The sequence below is a fragment of the Arthrobacter sedimenti genome (genome assembly GCF_042652025.1).
Taxonomy (GTDB): domain Bacteria; phylum Actinomycetota; class Actinomycetes; order Actinomycetales; family Micrococcaceae; genus Arthrobacter; species Arthrobacter sedimenti.
The window spans coordinates 38,030-56,190 of the sequence record NZ_JBHSDQ010000007.1 but is presented as its reverse complement, the minus strand read 5'-3'; the positions used below and the strand labels follow the sequence as shown (position 1 = coordinate 56,190).

Here is an 18,161-nt window from a genome sequence, read left to right as displayed (position 1 = left end):
GGCACGCTACTGGGCAACGTCGAATCCTTCCCCGGTGAGGGCAACAAAGCGGTCTTCAAGGCTTTCACGCTCGACGGCGAACCCCCGGACCCGAACGCCGGCGTGCACCAGGTGCGCCACGACGTCCTCCGGGAGCACCTCCGGCTGTTGGGCGCCGGTCTGGAGCACCGCCACAACGGTCTCCCCATCGGCTTGTGCACGCGGTCCAGCCTGTCCGGGGTCAGGTGCCAGCCCCAGCCGGGCCAGGACCTCCCGGGCCGTCCCGCCGTCGGGCGTGACCAGCCGGAGGCGGGTGGACCCTGCCTGCCGCAGCTCAGCCAGCGGCCCCTGCGCCACAAGCCTGCCGGCGCTCATGACGGCGGCATGGGTGCACATCTGGTCCACCTCGGCCAGCAGGTGGCTGGACACAAAAACGGTGGCGCCCTCATGCGCCAGGGACCGCACCAGGTTGCGGACTTCCCGGGTGCCCTGCGGATCCAGCCCGTTGGTGGGCTCGTCCAGCACCAGCAGGTCCCGCGGCGAGAGCAGGGCGTTGGCGATGCCCAGCCGCTGCTTCATTCCCAGCGAGTACGCGTGCACCCGTTTGCCTGCGGCGTGTTCCAAGCCCACACGCTCCAGCGCCTGCTGCACCCGCGCCTTCCGCGTTGCCGGCACGGTGTGCGGGCTGGCCGAATCCAGCCGGTGCAGGTTGGCGGCGCCGGAGAGGAAGGGGTAGAAGGCCGGCCCCTCAACCAACGCGCCCACCCGCGGGAGGACCTCGTGGAGTTTGTCCGGCATCTCGCGGCCCAGCAGGCTTACCGTTCCGGCGGACGCAGCGGCCAGGCCCAGCAGCATGCGGATGGTGGTGGTCTTGCCGGACCCGTTGGGCCCCAGGAAGCCGAAGACCGTCCCGTGCGGAACGGCGAGGTCCACGCGGTCGACGGCGGTCTGCTGGCCAAAGTGCTTGCTCAGGCCACGGGTTTCAATCGCCAGGGCGCCGCTCACCGGAGCAGCCCCCGCATGGCCACCGTTCCCCGTCCGGCCACCACTTACTGGGCCGCTGCTGCTGACTGCAGCTGTTCCGGCGGCACCATTCCCGCGAAGACGCGTCCGTCGTCGGTGACCAGGACGTTGATGAGTGCGGTGGAGAGGAGCCGGCCGCCGGGTACGGCGACGGCAGCCTGGGACAGCAGCGGATCCTGCAGGACGGATCCGGCTGCAGAGGCATTACCCTTTGCGGTGCCCACCACGGTTTCCCAGCCGGTACCGGTTACGGACACCTGTCCCTTGGCGCCCTTGTGCATGCCGTCCTGATGGGCACCGTCAGCGTGCTCACGGGACTTGTCCGGAACCGGGAGTTCCTTGACGGTGCTGCCCGGGGGCGGGGTGAAGGCGAAGACGGACTGGTCGGGGACGGCCAGGGAGAGGCTGGTGAAGCCGGAGCTGAAAGCAGGCTTGTCCGCTCCGCGTGCGGTTACCTGGACGGACAGGGGCATGCCGTTTTGGCCGTCGACGGCGATGGCCACCTTGCCCACCAGGGTTGCGTCTGTGCGTGGCTCAATCAGCAGGTTGTAGGCTGCCCGGCCGGCAACGGAAACGTCCGGTCCCACGGATACGGCTGTGCTGGGGTCAACCTTGGACAGGAACTGCTGGGCCACCTCGGCCGGTGTAGGCATGCCGCCTGCCCCCTGGCGGTCCTTTGGCGACGCCGGGTCATGTGCGGGCAGCGCAACGTGCGCCGCCGAGTTGTCCTTCGACGAATAGAACCACACATCGCTGCCGTGGCGGACAACATCCCGCTCGGCCAGTTGGTCCATCACCTGAACCCGGGCATTGTCCTTGCCGTCCATGAAGACACGGGCGGTGTGCTTGCCGGACAGCAGCTCAATCACGGAAGCTGCGCTGCCCGGGGATGCAGGCGCGGACGGCTTGCCGGTGGCCGGCAGCTCCGGCAGCCCCAGATCGGCCGACTGCTCCACGGTCCCCGCAAAGGCCTGCACCTGATGGCTGGCTGCCAGCTCCAGGACTTGGGCGAACGTCCTGGCCGGCAAGGGGTCGCTGGCCCCTGCCGGGAGGGACCCCGCGAGGGCGCCTGCGGCAATAACTACCGGGGCCGCCACGGCAGGCAGCCACCGCAGCCACACCCGACGGCCCGGTGCTGTGGTGTTCACTTGAAAGCGTCCGCTGGAACCCAGCCTGTTGGAGCCCATACCTAAAGACTACGCCCGTGCCGGCGGCTCCGCGCCCCTCCGCAGCCCTCCGTCCCGGGGCGTTCCTGGCGGTTCCGGCACCACGGTTCCCGCACCGCCGTCGACCGTTATTTTCTGGCCGGTGCTGATGCGGCCCGTTGCGTTCGCCACTCCCACCACCGCCGGGATGCCGTACTCCCTGGCCACCACGGCGCCGTGCGAGTTCGCTCCGCCCATCTCCATCACCAGCCCTCCCGCCGTGAGGAACAGCGGAGTCCAACCAGGGTCCGTGGACGGCGCCACCAGGATCTCGCCCGGCTCAAGGCGGGCGCCGACCGGATCCAGGATGACCCGTGCCGGGGCAGTCACCGTTCCCGCCGAGGCCGGGCTGCCGGCCAGGGTTCCGTCCCCGGAACTTCCGACGGCGGCCCGCACCGCTTCGGGTTCGGTGCCGTCCGAGAGCAGCACCCTGGGGATGTGCCGACGCCTAAGCTCCCGGGCGTACTCCTGCTTCCGCTCCGCCACAAGCTGCCGCAGGTCCAGGGCAGGCCCTTCCGTGCCAGGGGTGTTGCCCGCCAATGCGCGACGGACCTCGGCGAAGTCCAAAAAGAACACGTCGTCCCGGCACGCGATGGTGCCCGCCTGCTCCAGTTCCCTGCCAACCAGGAGCAGCTGCCGGCGGACTTCCCCGAGTCCAAGCACCAAAAGGTACTTTGGCAGCTCCCGCAGGCCGGCAAACAACCGTGCCCTGCGCAGCGCCGCGCGCACGAGTCGTCCCCGGATCCTGCCCCGGGCCGCTGCGCGGGCAACCAGCCGTTCCACCTGTTCGTCGGCATCCTCGGCTGCCTTGCTGAACTGGGCGTCAGGGGCCAGCGCCGGGTTATCCAGGCGGAGGTAGTTGGCGAGGATTCCCAGGATGTGTGCCGGTTCCTCCGACCATCGCGGCAGTCCTACGTCGATTTCACCCACTGCCCGCTGGCCGTACCTGTCCAGGAACCTTGCCAGGCCGGCGTCCAGGCGGGCGGGCAGCTCCCCGGCCCGGTATGCGTCCGCGAGGATGGAGGGGTTCTTCGTCAGGAGCGCGGCGCGCGAGTCCGGGTCTTCCTGGATGGCTGTTGCGAGGCGCCACAATTCCAGGTCCATTTCCGTGGTGACATTGTGGGGCAGGCCGCGGATCACAGGCTGCAGTTCATCCCATGCATCTCCGCCAAGCAGCTTCCCGGCGAGGCCCAACATGGCGAAGCCCAGGGCGGGAAGGGGCAGGATGGCCGGCACGATCAAGAACAGGCGTGACCCCAAGAGCGATTCAGCGTGGTCGAGCCGCACCAAGGTATCAGCGCCTGCATCGGGAGCCAGCGAGGCTTCATAGTCTTGGGTGAACTGGTCCAGCCGGCGCAGGGCCGCGCGGGGCCGGAACAGGGCATGGACGAGGGTGGCGGGAACCTTGGCACGGATCGCTACCGGTGCCACGTGGCGCAGCAGCCCGAACGGCGTCCTCTTAGTCACCGAGAAGGCGGGGTCCTCCATCAGCCGGCGCATGACCGTTGCGGTCCGCGCCTCCATGATGTCGAAAACCCGGGGAACGATGCGTCGGCCCACCGCGCTGCGGATCGGGGTGGTGAAATCAACGTAGATCCGCTGCCCGGCCTCGGCATAGGGCGACGGTCCGCGCCGGGGATCAGGAACAGGGAAACCGGCAGCCGTGGCAACGGAGGAGGCAATGAGGCGGACGGCCGCGAGGCCCACGGGGGTGAGCGGCCGGGTGAGCCCCTGGGCCAGGCTGAAGCAGAGGTACGCCCTGGTGCCGGTGACGGGTTTTCCCCGCGCGGCCCTGCCTGCGGCGCCGTTGCTCCTCGGAACCGGGTACAGCGTGGTGATCGGCCTGGACTGCGTGAGCCAGAGGGCACCGGCCCGGTCGATGGCCCACTCGGTGTCCTGCGGGGAACCGAAATGCTCCTGGGCCTTCAAGCCCAGCGTGGCCAACATCCGCAATTGGCTGTCTGCCAGGCAGGCCCCACCGCGGCCGTCCGGCAACTCCCGGATATGTGTCCCGCCGCCGGGGAGCGGCCGCACCTCGATGCCCATGGCGCCCAGTTCCAGTTCCAGCACCCTGCCGGTCAGCGCATCCACTACGAAGTGGTCCGGATTGACCGCGCCGGAGACAACCGACTCGCCCAGGCCCGGACTGGCGTCCACCACTACCTGGCGGCGGCTGCCGGTGAGCGGATTCGCCGTGAACATGACGCCCGCCGTCTCCGCGTCCACCATCCGCTGGACCACCACCGCGAGCGCCACCCCGGCAGGGTGGATCCCCAGGGTTGCCCGGTATGCCGTTGCCCGGTCAGTCCACAGCGACGCCCAGCAACGACGTACGGCCTCCAGCACCGCAGGAACTCCCACCACGTTGAGGTATGTGTCCTGCTGCCCCGCGAAACTGGCGAACGGCAGGTCCTCGGCGGTGGCCGAAGACCTGACCGCCACCGGAACATCCGGACCGAGGGCCCGGTAGGCGTGCCCTACGGCCTCGGCGACGGCAGCGGGAATCGGCGCTGCCTGGATTGCCGCACGTGCCTTTCCGGCCAGCCCGGTTATGTCAGGTGGTTCCCCTCCGGCGCCGGCTGCAGTGTGCAGGGCCGCGTAGGCCACTGCCAGCGCGGGGAGCAGGCTGTCCGGGGCTCCGATTGCCTGGCGGTACGCAGCGGTAGTGAGGCAGAAGCCGTCAGGAACCGGCAACCCGCGGGACAACAGCTCACCGAGGTTGGCTGCCTTGCCGCCCACCAGCGCCAGCATCCCGGCGTCGAGGCCACGCAACTCCAGCACCAGCTCGTCGTCCGGGCTGGTGCCCACCATCGGCGGGGTTTGCTGCGCCATGTCCCAGGTGCCGTATGCCTGAATAGCCGTGTTGCCTGGCAGTCCTGCGCTTTAGGCGGCGTCGCCCAGTATTGGGCCGAACCGCGCACGGTCAGCCATGCGCGGGTCCTCCCGGTCCGGGACCACCATGACCGGTCCCTTGGCGTGGTGGAGCACGCCGTCGGATGTTGAACCCAGGAGCATGCCGGTGAAGCCGCCCCGGCCGCGGGTGCCTACTACCACCAGCTCCACGTGCCGGCTTTCTTCAACGAGCACGTCAACCGGTGAACCGTCCTTCAGCTCGTACTCGGCCTCAAGGTGGGGGTAGTGGCTGCGGAGCCAGGCCATGCCGGCCTCCAGGGTGACCCGGATGTCATCGAACAGGGCTTTGCGGTCCATCGGCGCCGGAACCCAGGCCAGGGAACCGCTGTACTGGGGTACGGCGCACACCACGCGCAGGGAGGCGCCAAGGCGTTCGGCTTGGTCGGCTGCTTCGAGGACGGCGACGCGCGCCTGATCGGAGCCATCCACCCCGACCACCACCACGTTTTCCACTTGCCGGTGCCCGGACTTGGCCTGCTCGGCCTTGACCCGGCGGTCCTCGGTGGTCTCGCCCAGCCGGTTTGAGCAGAACAACGGCACCGTCACTGTGGGGCATTTGGCATGGGCGGGAAGTGCACTGCTGACCGAGCCCAGCAGCCGGCCCACGAAACCGCCGCGGCCGCGGGTTCCCACCACCAGCAGTTCCGCGCTTTCGGAGATCTCCAGCAGAACTCCTGCCGCGTCACCGTTCTCCACGGAGGATGTCACGTCCACGTCGTACGGCGAGATCTTCTCGAGCGCCTGTTTGAGGATGGCCTCGGCACCTTCGCGGATAACGGAGTCGTCCACCGTGGCGTAGCCGCCGTCCAGCCCTGACGCGGCGAAAATCGGCACAGAGTAGGCGGTGACTATATGGAGAGGGCGACGGCGGCGCTGGGCTTCGCGTGCAGCCCACACCAAGGCGCACTGGCCATGGTCCGAGCCGTCAACGCCCACCACGATGCCATGGGGAGCGTCAGACGCACCACCACCATCCCGGGCCGGGTCCGGATGCAACTCTCGTGAGCCCATGGGGGCCGCCTCCTCGCGATACGCCTGATGTTGCGGCTATTCTGCCAGAAAACCGACCCTCCCCCGCACATCCCGATTCCGGGCTGCACCGGCAGGAAATGACCGTCTTCCGTTTCCCACTATTCTCCGTCCCCACAGGCTTAGCAAGCCTGCTCAGGGGCACGAGAGCCCAGTTATCCACAGGCTCAGCCAGCCCATTCAGGGGTACGCGAGTCCACGTATCCACAGGCTTTAGGGCGACCGCCGGAAAGCGCCTTCACGCCCGGAGGATTGTTTTCTCCATTGGGCTATTCAGGGCCGCTTTTGTTCTGTAGTCTTCAGGACATTGTTGGTCCGGGACGCCAAGCGCCACTTCCTGCCAGGACGTTTCCGGCCATACTCTGCGTCCGGACTTTGGGGTTACCGGGACGCGGGCCGGCGAGGATGCCGGCGCCTGCTGAAAGCTTCGAAGGAGGGAAACTGTAGTGTCAAGCGTGCCTGGGGATGCGGGGACCGAACAGACCACCACGGTGATCATTGGCACGGGCCTGTCCGGACTGGCCGTGGCCGCCGAACTGCGCCGGCACGGCGTGGACTCCATAGTGGTGGACGGGCTGGACATCCTTGGCGCCAACCAACCCGCCAACACCTCCTCACTGCAGCGCTGCGATGCGGCAGACAGCGATACCCTCCGGGAACGGAACGAGATCCTCCGCCACCTCCGCAATTACGCGGCAAGCCATCGTGTAGATGTCCGGAACACCACCCGCGCGGTCCAGCTGACCATGGTGGAAGGCCCGAAAAACGAATCGACCCCGCAGTGGCGGGTGCACACCCCCACAGGCGTCCTGGTGGCCGACCACATTGTGCTGACCCGGTGCGCGCACAGCCAGCTGCGGCGAATGCTCAATGATTTCGGCATTACGGTTGGCCGCAACGTGGCAGCGGCCATGCGCGCCATCGGCATCTACCTGGTGGGGGTGGGCGAACTGATTACGCCCTCGCCCAAGGAAGTGCTGCGCCAGGCCAAGACCGTGGGCCAGGCAATCTCGGCCAAGGTCAACCAGGGCACTGCCCAGCAGCCCGGCGGTGCCTTCCCGGCAACGGGGAGCTTTGCGGTGCTGGGCTGCTGACGCCCCAAACCCTTTCCACCGTCAGGTCCCGGCCTTCCGGCCCTGCTGGCGGCAGCTACTCCCCGCCCTTTTCTCCCGCGTCCCCGTCGCCGTTAAGCCGACGCCGGGCCAGCATGCCGAGGGCCACCAGCAGCCCCACCGCGACGACGGCAAAGATCACAATGCTCCACTGGAAGGGCTCTCCCGCCCTGGCGGGGCTGGACGGCTCTTCCGTCACCCCGGGCTGTGCCGTGCCCATGCTCGGCACCGTACCCGCCGCCGTCGAACTTCCCGCCGCGGAAGTTCCGGAGGACGCAGCACTGGACGGAGCAGCAGCGGAGGGGGCAGCACCGGGTGCGCCGCCGGTCACGGTGAAGGTGAAGGTGCCTTCGATGGGGTGGGAATCCGACCCGACTACGCGCCACGCGACGGTGTACGCGCCCGACGGACCGCCCTGCCGAAGCTTCTGGGTTGCCACGTTATCAACGATCTGGACGGAGCCGTCAGCCCATTCCGTGCCACCCGAATCCTTGACCGAGAAGGACGATCCGATGCCCAGCGGCTTGTTGCTGAAGGTCACGGAGACCTCCTCCGGCGGCGCGGCGAGCGAAGCCCCCTGGGCGGGGCTGGTGGACTCTGCAGCATCGTGGGCGGAGGCTGGGCCTGCCAGGCCCAGCGATGTGGCTGCAAGGATAAAGGACCCGAGCACAAGGCCCAGCAACTGGCGGCGAATTTGGCGCATGGTTGGGCTGCTCCTTGTGTTGGCTTCCTTACAGACTAGGCGCATTTGGCGGCCCAACCCCTCCCGCACCATTAGGATGCAGGTATTCCCACACACTCCCCCGGAGGACTAATGCTTAAGCAAGGCTCTGCCCTGGACCGGTATTTCAGGGTTACCGAGCGCGGTTCCAACCTTTCCCGCGAGATCCGGGGCGGGTTCGCCACGTTCTTCGCCATGAGCTACATCGTGGTGCTGAACCCGTTGATCCTGTCCGGTCCGGACTCCAGCGGCACCACGCTCGGCTTCACCGCGGTGGCCGCCGTGACCGCACTGGTGGCAGGCATCCTCACTATCCTCATGGGGGCATGGGGACGTCATCCCTTCGCCCTGGCCACCGGCCTGGGCGTCAACGCGTTCGTGGCCGTCACCGTGGCCACCAACCCTGGCCTGACGTGGCCCGACATGATGGGCCTGGTGGTCCTCTCAGGTGTCACCATGCTGATCCTGGTCCTCACCGGCTTCCGCACCGCCGTCTTCAAGGCCGTGCCGGACGGGCTCAAGACCGCCATCGTGGTGGGCATCGGCCTGTTTATCGCCCTGATCGGCCTGGTCAACGCCGGCTTCGTGCGCCGCATCCCCGACGTTGCAGGCACCACAGTGCCCGTTGGCCTTGGTTTCGAGGGCAAGCTGCTGGGCTGGCCCACGGCCGTTTTCGTCTTCGGCCTGATCCTGACCATCGCCCTGGTGGTGCGCAAGGTCAAGGGCGCCATCCTGATCGGCATCATCACCTCCACGGTGCTGGCCGTCATCCTGGAATCGACCCTGCACATCGGCCCCAGCTTCGACGGCAAGAACTTCAACCCGCAGGGCTGGTCCCTGGTGGCCCCCGCATTCTCCGGCTGGGCCGCCCCCGACCTCTCGCTGATCGGCAAGGCCAACCCGTTTGGCGCCTTCCAGCACCTCGGTTTCGTCGCCGCCACGCTGCTGGCCTTCGTCATCCTCCTCAGCATCTTCTTTGACGCCATGGGCACCATGGTGGGCCTGGCCAACGAAGCCGGCACGGTGGACGAAAACGGCAACATCCCCGACGTCGACCGCGTGCTCCAGGTGGACGCACTCGGCGCCATCATCGGCGGCGGCGCCTCGGTATCCTCCAACCAGATCTACGTCGAAGCCGGCGCCGGCATCGGCGAGGGTGCCCGGACGGGCATCGCTTCGGTCGTTACCGGCCTACTGTTCCTGGTGGCCATGTTCTTCACCCCGCTGATCAACCTGGTGCCGTTCGAGGCTGTGGCCCCGGCCCTGGTTGTGGTGGGCTTCATGATGGTGTCCCAGGTGGGCAAGATCGACTGGCAGGACTGGGGCATCGCCATCCCGGCGTTCATGACCTTCGCCCTGATGCCGTTCACCTACTCGATCGCCAACGGCCTCGGCGCGGGCTTCATCAGCTACGTCATCATCCGGACCGTCCAGGGCCGTACCAAAGACATCCACCCCCTCATGTGGGCCGTGGCCGCGGCGTTCGCGCTTTTCTTCGCCATTGGCCCCATCGAGGCTGCATTGGGCATCAAGTAAACCCCTGCGCAGAAAGGGCTGGTGCGGCGTTCGCCGCGCCAGCCCTTTGTCGTTTGCACGGGTAACTACACCGGGGTGTTCGGTGCCAGCCCCTCATCGCCGGACACTGCCAGCGCCTTCCTCTGCCGCAGCCGGTCGAGCCGGTTCATCAGCGGTGAAGTGGTGGCACCGTGGATCACGATGGACAGCGTAATGACCAACCCAATGAAGGACCAGAGCCAGTGTGCCTGGTCCGTGAAGTGGCCCTCAGCCAGCGCAAACGCAAGGTAGTACACGGAACCTATTCCGCGGATGCCGAAGAAGGACAGTGCCACGCGTTCCCGCGGGCCGGTCTTGCCGCCCAGCAGGCCCAGCCAGCCCGCAAGCGGCCGGACCACCAGCAGGAAAGCCAAAGCCACCAGCACTTCCGCAGGGCCGACCCCGGCGAGCAGCCCGCGGGCAATGGCACCACCCAGCAGGACCAGGATCACCACCGTCAGAAGCCGTTCCAGCTGCTCAACGTAGGAGTGCAGCACCCGGTGGTAGCCGTGGGTGCGTTCTGCGGCACGGATGGTCACGGCACAGACAAACACCGCGATGAACCCGTAGCCCTCCACCATGTCCGTCAACCCGTACGCCAGGAACGTCGCCGCCAGTGCCACAAAGCCTTCGGAGTGGTTGGACAGCCGGAGACTGTCGGCGCGGGCCGAAAAGAACAGCCTCGCGAGCAGCTTGCCGGTGAGGAAACCCACGAGAAGCCCAACCGCCAGCCGCCACAGCACGTCCAGGCCGAACCATTCACCGAACCAGGCAGAGGGGTTTGCTCCGGCGACGCTGATGGCAATTGCCAGGTACACGAACGGGAACGCCAGGCCGTCATTGAGCCCGGCCTCCGAGGTCAGGCCGAACCGGACCTCATCCTCCTTGTCAGCGTGCTCGTCCTGGTCTGCGGGCTCGCCCACCTGTACCTCCGAGGCCAGCACCGGGTCCGTGGGGGCGAGGCTGGCAGCCACCAGCAGCGCCGCGCCGAGACCGAGGCCAAGGAACCACATGCCCAGCAGGGTCAGTCCAACGATGCAGAGGGGCATGGCGATCCCCAGGAGCCGCCATGTGGTGGACCAGCGCTTACGTCCTACCGGCCGGTCCAGGGCAAGCCCGGCACCCATCAGCGAGATGATCACGCACACCTCCGCAAGGTGCATTACGAAGTCGCTGTGCTCCACGGGGTTGGGGTCCGGCAGCGAGGGGATCAGCGCGAAGGCACCCATCCCTGCGCCAAGGAAGACCATGGGCATGGACAGGGGCATATTGCGCAGCAGCTTGGGCAGCACCGCGGCAATGAAGACGGCCAGGCCGGCCGCGGCAAAAAGGATGTCGGGGGCTTCAAACATGGGCTCTCCAGCCTGGAATTGTTGCGTTGACGGCCGGCAGGAATTGCTTGCTGCCACGGACCCACTGGGTCTCACCCTATTCCCTGTACCCCACCGGGCGCGCCCTTCCCCGCGAAGGCTTGCTTTCCGTGCGGGTTCTTGGATCCCGGACAGGACGACGGCGGCCTTGCTGGTTTTCGCGGCCGGCATGCGGTGAGCTTGGAGCATGTCTCTCCAGCTCCCCGCCGTCGATGTCCCGCCGCAGCCGTGGACAGGAAGGTTCGACGGCGACGGTCCCGGCCACCGCCGCTGGTGGCAGGCGGTGAACTCCGGCAGTAAGTCGTGGAATGGAGAAGCGGCGGCGAAGCCTGCCGCCCTGCTGGGCTTCGCCAGCGATGAGGGCGTGCGGCGCAACAAGGGCCGCACGGGAGCATGCGAGGCCCCGGCTGCCCTGCGGAAAGCCCTTGGCCCGCTGGCATTCCACCTGGACCGCGCGGTGGTCGACGTCGGTGACGTGGTGGTGTCCGGGCAAGACCTGGAAGCGGGCCAGGACCGGCTTGGCCGCGCAGTGGCGGCCCTGCTCGAGGCCGGCCACCAGACTGTCGTGCTGGGCGGCGGCCACGAAACGGCCTACGCCAGCTACCTCGGGGTCGCCGGCTCGACGGCGGTCCAAAGCGGGCAGCGCCTCGGCGTCCTGAACCTTGACGCCCATTTCGACCTCCGCGACGAGCCCATCCCCAGCTCCGGGACACCGTTCCTTCAGATGGCCCGCGCGGAGGCGGACGCCGGCCGCGAATTCCGCTACGCCGTCGTCGGCATCTCGGAGCCGAACAATACGCAGGTCCTCTTCGACACCGCCCAAAAGCTCGGCGTCCAATACCTGCTCGACGAGGACTGTGACGCGGACCGGGTCCGGGACTTCGTGGGCGGCTTCCTGGCAGGCATCGACGTCCTGTACCTGACCATCGACCTGGACGTGCTACCCGCCGCCGTGGCGCCCGGGGTCAGTGCGCCCGCTGCGTACGGCGTTCCGCTGCACGTCATTTCGGCGGTGTGCCGGCAGGTGGCGCAAAGCGGCAAGCTGCTGCACCTGGACGTGGCCGAACTCAATCCTGCGTTCGACATTGACGGCCGCACGGCACGGACGGCGGCGCGGCTGGTGGACACCCTGCTGCGCTGACGGCCTAGGTGCCTCCCGCAAAGGGTCAGGCTTTCAGGGCGTACCGCCGCTCGGGACGGCCCACGCCGTACTTGAGCCGCACGTCCAGCGTCCCCTCGTCGTGCAGGTATTCCAGGTAGCGGCGCGCGCTGACCCGGGAGGTCCCAAGTTCCTCGGCTACCTCCGCCGCGGACACGTCGCCGGTGGCCGCGTTCAGCGCGGCCTCCACCAGCCTCAGCGTCTCGATGCTGCAGCCCTTGGGGAGAGGACGTTCGGCGCGGTCCAGGCCGAACACCCGGTTGACGTCAGACTGTTCGGCAACGTCCTTGGACGCATCCAGGCTTTGGTAGGCGTTGCGGTAGTGTTCCAGCCGTTCCTGCAGGTCCGTTTGCGAAAACGGCTTGATCAAATAGTGGACGATGCCGCCGCGCAGGGCTTTCCGCACGGTTTCGACCTCCCGTGCGGCGCTGATCACCAGCACGTCCAGTTCGGGGGCCACGCCGCGCAGCCGCTGCATCAGGTCCAGGCCGTTGATGTCCGGCAGGTGGATGTCCAGCAGCACCAGGTCGGGCTGGAGCCGTCCCGTTTCCGCGAGGGCCTGGGCGCCGGTATGCGCCGCACCCACCACGGTGAAGCCCGGCGTGCGCTGGATAAAGCCGGCATGCACCTTGGCCACCATGAAGTCGTCGTCGACGATCAGGACCTTGATCATTGGTGGGTAGTTCCTCGTTTCAGCACGGCGGTAAAGACAGCCCCATTATCGTTGGCCACGGTCAGGTTCCCGCCAGTCCGGCGGCAAACCACCCGGGACAGCGCCAGGCCGAAGCCGCGGCTGCCGGCGGGACCCGGTTCCTTGGTGGTGAAGCCCTGGCGGAAAATGCGGTCGGTGGACCCGCCGGGAACGCCGGGACCGTTGTCCCGCACCGTCACCACCACGTCTTCACCAGCCCTGCCATCCACCAACACCCTGACCGCTGCGTGTGGAAGGCCCGTGACGGCGTCGAACGCGTTGTCCACGAGGTTCCCCACCACGGTGGTGAGGTCCCTGGACAGCCCGTCATCGATCTTGTCCAGCATGGAGTCGGGATCCAGCTGCAGGGCCGCCCCGCGTTCGGTGGCAAGGCTCGACTTGGCGATCAGCAGGGCCGCGAGCGCCGGGTCCTTGATCCGGCCCGTCACCTCATCGTTGAGCCTGGTCCGGTCCACGGTGGCACCGTTGACGAATTGGACCACCGAATCATACTCGCCGATCTGGATCAGGCCGGAAATCACGTGCAGTTGGTTGGCGAACTCGTGGGCCTGCGCCCGGAGGGTGTCCGTGGCGGTGCGGGTGGTCCCCAGTTCCTGCTCCAGCTCGGAAAGTTCCGTGCGGTCGCGCAAAGTGGTGACGGAGCCGATCACGCGGCCACGGGATTCGAACGGCATCCGGTTCATCACCACCAGCCGGTCCCCCACCAGCACCAGCTGGTCCGGCCCGGGCTGCTCGTGGGTGAGGACTTCCTTCAGGGCAGGTTCGACGGCGAGTCCCGCCAAACGCTTGCCCACACAGTCGGGCGGGAGGCCGAGCAGGGCACGCGCACTGTGGTTGGCCACCGTAATCCGGTCGTGCAGGTCCAGCGCCACCACACCTTCCTTGAGGCCGTGCAGCATGGCTTCGCGGTTTTCCACCAGGCTGGTGATTTCGCTCGGTTCCATGCCCAGCGTTTGCCGCTTCACCCGCCGCGACAGCAGCAGCGACCCGGCGATACCCAGGACGCTGGCCACGCCGAGGTACGTCAGGAGGTTGGGGACGGCGTCGCCCAACCGCTCGAGCATGGTGGGATAGCTGCGGCTGATGGAGGCGATCCCGATCATGTGCCCGGTGTCGTCCAGGACCGGGACGTGCGCGGACAGCAGCGGGGCAGGGGTTCCGCCCACCACGCCGGTCCATGCCCTGCCTTCCATCACCCTGCTGGCGCCGAGCTCCAACGGCTCTCCCAGCAGGCTGGGATCCGAGGACGCCACCACTGTCCGGTCGATTCTGGCCAGCGCCACCCTCGAGGAGCCCGAGACAATGCGCACCGACTCCGCCACTGCCGGCAGCACGGCTCCGCCGCGCGCCTGGGACTCGGGGAGGAGTTCACGCACCACCGGGTTCCCGCCCAGGGCTTCTGCAGCGGACAGTGCCCGCCTGCCTTCAGTGCGCTCGAAGGCGGCAGCGGACTGGGCCAGGGAAATGGCCACCACGCCCACCAGGACCGCGAGGACGATGAGCAACTGCAGCAGCAGGTATTGCCCCGCGAGGGACATTCCTCGTCGTCGAGTCACAATGGTCTTCCTGGTGGTGCGGCAGGGCGGGTTCTCCGGCACGGCGGGCTGGCGGGCAAAGTGCGGGCAGCAGCAGGGGCGCAGGGCCGGGTGTACCGGGAACTATATCCCAAAGCCGCGCCCCCAAAGCCCGGGCAGGGGCGATGTGGGGTTTTGGAAACGTGAACGCAATGAACACAACTTTCTCTGCGTACACAAGAGTGATCGCCGTCACGGCCGCCCCTAGCATCGGAACCGCAAGGCATCGGAAACACAAGTCAACTGATGCTGATCAGATTTGTTTTGAGAGAAGAGGAACACATGCGCCAGATCCGCGCATTGCGAATTGCCGCCGTTGCTGCCGGCATCGCCCTGATGGCCACCGGCTGCGGTGCCACCGGCAAGAGCTCCACTGGCTCGGAGAGCACCGGCGCCGCCGCCGGGCCCATCACCGGCCTGCAGATCATGGTCCCCAACTCCCCCGGCGGCGGTTACGACACCACCGCCCGCGCCGCCGCGAAGGTCCTGGACGACGCGAAGATCTCCACCAACACCGAGGTCTTCAACCTGGCCGGCGCCGGCGGCACCGTGGGCCTGGCCCGCATCGTCAACGAAAAGGGCAACGGGGACCTGGCCATGCTCATGGGCCTGGGCGTTGTAGGCGCCAGCTACACCAACAAATCCGAGTCCAAGCTGACCTCCACCACCCCGCTGGCCCGCCTCATCGAGGAACCCGGCGCCATCATGGTCAGCAAGGATTCGCCTTACAAGACCATTGACGACCTGGTGAAGGCCTGGAAGGCAGATCCCGGCTCCATCGCCGTGGGCGGCGGCTCCTCCCCCGGCGGTCCCGACCACCTGCTCCCCATGCAACTGGCCGGTGCCGTGGGCATCGATGCCACCAAGGTCAACTACGTGGCCTACGACGGCGGTGGCGACCTCCTGCCCGCGATCCTGGGCAACAAGCTGGGCTTCGCTGCCTCCGGCGCCGGCGAGTACCTGAAGCAGATCGAATCCGGCGAGGTCCGCGTCCTGGCCACCAGCGGCGAGAAGCGGCTGGACGGTGTGGACGCACCCACGCTGAAGGAATCCAATATCGACCTGGTGTTCACCAACTGGCGCGGCGTCGTGGCCCCTCCGGGCATCAGCGACAAGGATAAGGAAGCCCTGATCGCCGCCCTGGAGAAGATGCACAGCACCGACGGCTGGAAGGAAGCGCTGAAGACCCACAGCTGGACCGACGCCTTCATCACCGGTGACCAGTTCAAGACCTTCCTCACCGAGCAGGACAAGCGGGTGGCGGACGTCCTCACCAAGCTTGGGTTGGCGTGACGTCCCTGACCACAGGTCTCAAGGGCCGCTCCGAGCTGGGAGTCGCACTCCTGCTCGGGGCGGCCGGCGTCGTCGTCTTCCTGGACGCCAACGGCCTGGTAACCCCGTATTCGAAGTCGGACCCGGTAGGGCCAAAAACTGTTCCGTTCATCGTGGCCGGAATGCTGGTGGTCTGCGCAGTCCTGCTGGCCATCAACGTGCTGCGCGGCGGCAAGGGCGAGGCCGAGGGCGGCGAGGACGTGGACCTGGACCACCCCGCCGACTGGAAGACCATCCTGCCGCTGGCAGGTGCGTTTATTGCGAACATCCTGCTCATCGACTGGGCCGGTTGGGTAATCTCCGGGACCGTCCTGTTCTGGGGCAGCGTCCTGGCCCTCGGCAGCCGCCGCTACATCCGGGACGGACTGATCTCCGTGGCACTGTCCCTGCTGACCTTCTACGGCTTCTACCTCGGCCTGGGCATCGCGCTGCCGGCCGGCCTCCTGGAAGGAATCCTCTAAATGGACGTCTGGTCCTCCCTGATGGACGGCTTCGCCACCGCCCTCACCCCCATGAATTTCCTGTACGCCGTCATCGGTGTCATCCTGGGCACCGCCGTCGGCGTCCTCCCCGGCCTGGGCCCGGCCATGACCGTCGCCCTCCTGCTTCCCGTCACCTACGCCCTGGAACCCACCAGTGCCTTCATCATGTTCGCCGGCATCTACTACGGCGGCATGTACGGCGGCTCCACCACCTCCATTCTCCTCAACACCCCCGGCGAGTCTTCCTCTGTGGTTACCGCCATTGAGGGCAACAAGATGGCCAAGGCGGGCCGGGCGGCACAGGCGCTTGCGACGGCGGCCATCGGCTCGTTCGTTGCCGGCACCATTGGCACGGCGCTGCTGGCCGTCTGCGCACCGATCGTGGTGAAGTTCGCCGTCAGCCTCGGCGCCCCCAGCTACTTCGCCATCATGGTCCTCGCCCTGCTGGCCGTCACGGCCGTGCTCGGTTCGTCGCGGCTGCGCGGCTTCGCCTCCCTGGGCCTTGGCCTGGCCATCGGCCTGGTGGGCATGGACTCGGTCACTGGCCAGCGCCGTCTGACGTTCGGCCAGCCGCTCCTCGCGGACGGCCTGGACATCGTGGTGGTTGCCGTGGCCATCTTCGCCGTGGGCGAGGCCCTCTGGGTGGCGGCGCACCTTCGCCGGACCCCACTGCACGCCATCCCCGTGGGGCAGCCCTGGATGGGCAAGTCCGACTGGAAGCGTTCCTGGAAGCCGTGGCTGCGCGGGACCGCTTTCGGCTTCCCGTTCGGTGCGCTGCCGGCCGGTGGTGCCGAGATCCCCACCTTCCTGTCCTATGTCACGGAAAAGCGCCTCAGCAAGCACCCTGAAGAGTTCGGCAAGGGAGCCATTGAAGGTGTTGCCGGCCCGGAAGCAGCAAACAACGCTGCCGCCGCCGGCACCCTGACTCCCATGCTGGCCCTGGGCCTGCCCACCAACGCCACGGCGGCCGTGATGCTCGCTGCCTTCACGTCCTACGGCATCCAGCCGGGCCCGCAGCTCTTTACCAGCGAGGGTCCCCTGGTGTGGGCGCTGATCGCCAGCCTCTTCATCGGTAACCTCCTGCTGTTGATCATCAACCTGCCGCTGGCGCCGATGTGGGCCAAGCTGCTGCAGCTCCCCCGCCCGTACCTGTACGCCGGCATCCTGTTCTTCGCCACGCTGGGCGCCTACTCGGTGAACCTGCAGGCGTTCGACCTGGTGATCCTGCTGGTCCTGGGCGCCCTCGGGTTCATGATGCGGCGCTTCGGGCTTCCCGTGCTGCCGCTGATCCTCGGCGTGATCCTGGGACCGAGGATCGAGGGGCAGCTACGTAAGACCCTGCAGCTGAGCGCGGGTGATCCGGCAGGGCTCTTTGGTGAGCCGATCGCCGTCGTCATCTACGTCATCATTGCCCTCATCCTGTTGTGGCCCTTCGCCTACAAGCTGATCCGGCGCAACCGGCCCGCTGCTGCTCCTGCCGCCGGGGCATCGGCCCTTGCCACGGAACCCGATGATACGGTCCACTCGAACCACGATGCCGTTTATTCCGACCATAAGGAGCGACCATGACCGTTGTTGTGGGATACGTCCCCACCCCCGAAGGCGAAGCTGCCTTGACCCAGGCCATCACCGAAGCCCGGAAGAACAACAGCACGCTGGTGCTGATCAACTCGTCGAAGGGCGAGGCAGCGGTGGACAACCGCTTCGCACCCGAAGGCGAGATCCAGGACATTGAGCAGCGGCTGGCCAGCCAGGGCATCCAGTACCTGATCAAGCGGCCGGTCCGGGGCCATGACGCCGCGGCCGAGGTCCTGGACGCGGCCGAGGAACATAAAGCCGATCTCATCGTGATTGGCCTGCGCCGCCGCACCCCGGTGGGCAAACTGATCATGGGCAGCACGTCCCAGCGCATCCTGCTGGAGGCGGACTGCCCGGTCCTGGCCGTCAAGGCCAGCTGAGCCAGGCCGCCGAGCCAGCCCGCCGAGTCAGTACGGCT

General features: G+C 67.5%; 15 protein-coding genes. 7 read left to right on the top strand and 8 right to left on the bottom strand.

Going from position 1 to position 18,161, the window contains the following annotated elements; all coding sequences use genetic code 11:
- Positions 1-6: 6 nt before the first annotated feature.
- Genes ACFO0G_RS15655 through ACFO0G_RS15640 form a run of 4 tightly spaced genes read right to left on the bottom strand, consistent with a single transcriptional unit; the run spans position 7 to position 6,131 of the window.
- The gene (locus tag ACFO0G_RS15655; RefSeq protein ID WP_376978769.1) at positions 7-984 is read right to left on the bottom strand and encodes an ABC transporter ATP-binding protein; all 978 of its coding nucleotides are present in this window, start codon (positions 982-984) and stop codon (positions 7-9) included.
- Between the two features lie 44 nt (positions 985-1,028).
- Entirely contained in the window at positions 1,029-2,189 is a 1,161-nt protein-coding gene (locus ACFO0G_RS15650; RefSeq protein WP_376978767.1) for a LolA-like protein, read from the bottom strand.
- Between the two features lie 9 nt (positions 2,190-2,198).
- Positions 2,199-5,039, bottom strand: a complete 2,841-nt coding sequence (locus ACFO0G_RS15645) for a PEP/pyruvate-binding domain-containing protein (protein WP_376978765.1) — start codon at positions 5,037-5,039, stop codon at positions 2,199-2,201.
- A 51-nt stretch (positions 5,040-5,090) separates the two neighbouring features.
- Positions 5,091-6,131 carry a universal stress protein gene (locus tag ACFO0G_RS15640; protein WP_286401385.1) on the bottom strand — a complete coding sequence of 347 codons (1,041 nt, stop codon included), beginning with the start codon at positions 6,129-6,131 and terminating at the stop codon, positions 5,091-5,093.
- 473 nt (positions 6,132-6,604) lie between these two features.
- Between ACFO0G_RS15640 and ACFO0G_RS15635 the strand changes: the two genes are divergently transcribed.
- Complete coding sequence (locus tag ACFO0G_RS15635; RefSeq protein ID WP_376978949.1) at positions 6,605-7,243, top strand: NAD(P)-binding protein; 639 nt, start codon at positions 6,605-6,607, stop codon at positions 7,241-7,243.
- A 55-nt stretch (positions 7,244-7,298) separates the two neighbouring features.
- Here ACFO0G_RS15635 and ACFO0G_RS15630 read toward each other — a convergent pair whose 3' ends face one another.
- The gene (locus tag ACFO0G_RS15630) at positions 7,299-7,964 is read right to left on the bottom strand and encodes a copper resistance CopC family protein (RefSeq protein WP_376978762.1); all 666 of its coding nucleotides are present in this window, start codon (positions 7,962-7,964) and stop codon (positions 7,299-7,301) included.
- Positions 7,965-8,075: 111 nt separating this feature from the next.
- On the opposite strand from ACFO0G_RS15630, the gene ACFO0G_RS15625 reads away from it, so the two are divergent.
- Entirely contained in the window at positions 8,076-9,518 is a 1,443-nt protein-coding gene (locus ACFO0G_RS15625) for an NCS2 family permease (protein WP_376978760.1), read from the top strand.
- Positions 9,519-9,583: 65 nt separating this feature from the next.
- Here the strand turns inward: ACFO0G_RS15625 and ACFO0G_RS15620 are convergent, their stop codons facing one another.
- Entirely contained in the window at positions 9,584-10,888 is a 1,305-nt protein-coding gene (locus ACFO0G_RS15620) for a cation:proton antiporter (RefSeq protein ID WP_286401377.1), read from the bottom strand.
- A 205-nt stretch (positions 10,889-11,093) separates the two neighbouring features.
- Here ACFO0G_RS15620 and hutG point away from each other — a divergent pair, with 205 nt between their 5' ends.
- Positions 11,094-12,047 (top strand): formimidoylglutamase, encoded by a 954-nt coding sequence (hutG, locus tag ACFO0G_RS15615; protein WP_286401375.1) that lies wholly within the window; start codon positions 11,094-11,096, stop codon positions 12,045-12,047.
- A gap of 25 nt (positions 12,048-12,072) precedes the next feature.
- Here hutG and ACFO0G_RS15610 read toward each other — a convergent pair whose 3' ends face one another.
- Complete coding sequence (locus ACFO0G_RS15610) at positions 12,073-12,738, bottom strand: response regulator (protein WP_286401373.1); 666 nt, start codon at positions 12,736-12,738, stop codon at positions 12,073-12,075.
- Entirely contained in the window at positions 12,735-14,315 is a 1,581-nt protein-coding gene (locus tag ACFO0G_RS15605; protein WP_376978947.1) for a sensor histidine kinase, read from the bottom strand. The genes ACFO0G_RS15610 and ACFO0G_RS15605 overlap by 4 nt, the downstream gene beginning before the upstream one ends.
- Before the next feature lie 318 nt (positions 14,316-14,633).
- On the opposite strand from ACFO0G_RS15605, the gene ACFO0G_RS15600 reads away from it, so the two are divergent.
- The 4 genes from ACFO0G_RS15600 to ACFO0G_RS15585 are packed head-to-tail and all read left to right on the top strand — an operon-like array spanning position 14,634 to position 18,123.
- Positions 14,634-15,644 carry a Bug family tripartite tricarboxylate transporter substrate binding protein gene (locus ACFO0G_RS15600; RefSeq protein WP_376978757.1) on the top strand — a complete coding sequence of 337 codons (1,011 nt, stop codon included), beginning with the start codon at positions 14,634-14,636 and terminating at the stop codon, positions 15,642-15,644.
- Complete coding sequence (locus ACFO0G_RS15595; RefSeq protein ID WP_286401367.1) at positions 15,641-16,144, top strand: tripartite tricarboxylate transporter TctB family protein; 504 nt, start codon at positions 15,641-15,643, stop codon at positions 16,142-16,144. The genes ACFO0G_RS15600 and ACFO0G_RS15595 overlap by 4 nt, the downstream gene beginning before the upstream one ends.
- Positions 16,145-17,734, top strand: a complete 1,590-nt coding sequence (locus ACFO0G_RS15590; RefSeq protein ID WP_286401365.1) for a tripartite tricarboxylate transporter permease — start codon at positions 16,145-16,147, stop codon at positions 17,732-17,734.
- Positions 17,731-18,123, top strand: coding sequence for a universal stress protein (locus ACFO0G_RS15585; protein ID WP_286401362.1), 393 nt, complete (start codon positions 17,731-17,733; stop codon positions 18,121-18,123). The genes ACFO0G_RS15590 and ACFO0G_RS15585 overlap by 4 nt, the downstream gene beginning before the upstream one ends.
- Positions 18,124-18,161 lie beyond the last annotated feature (38 nt).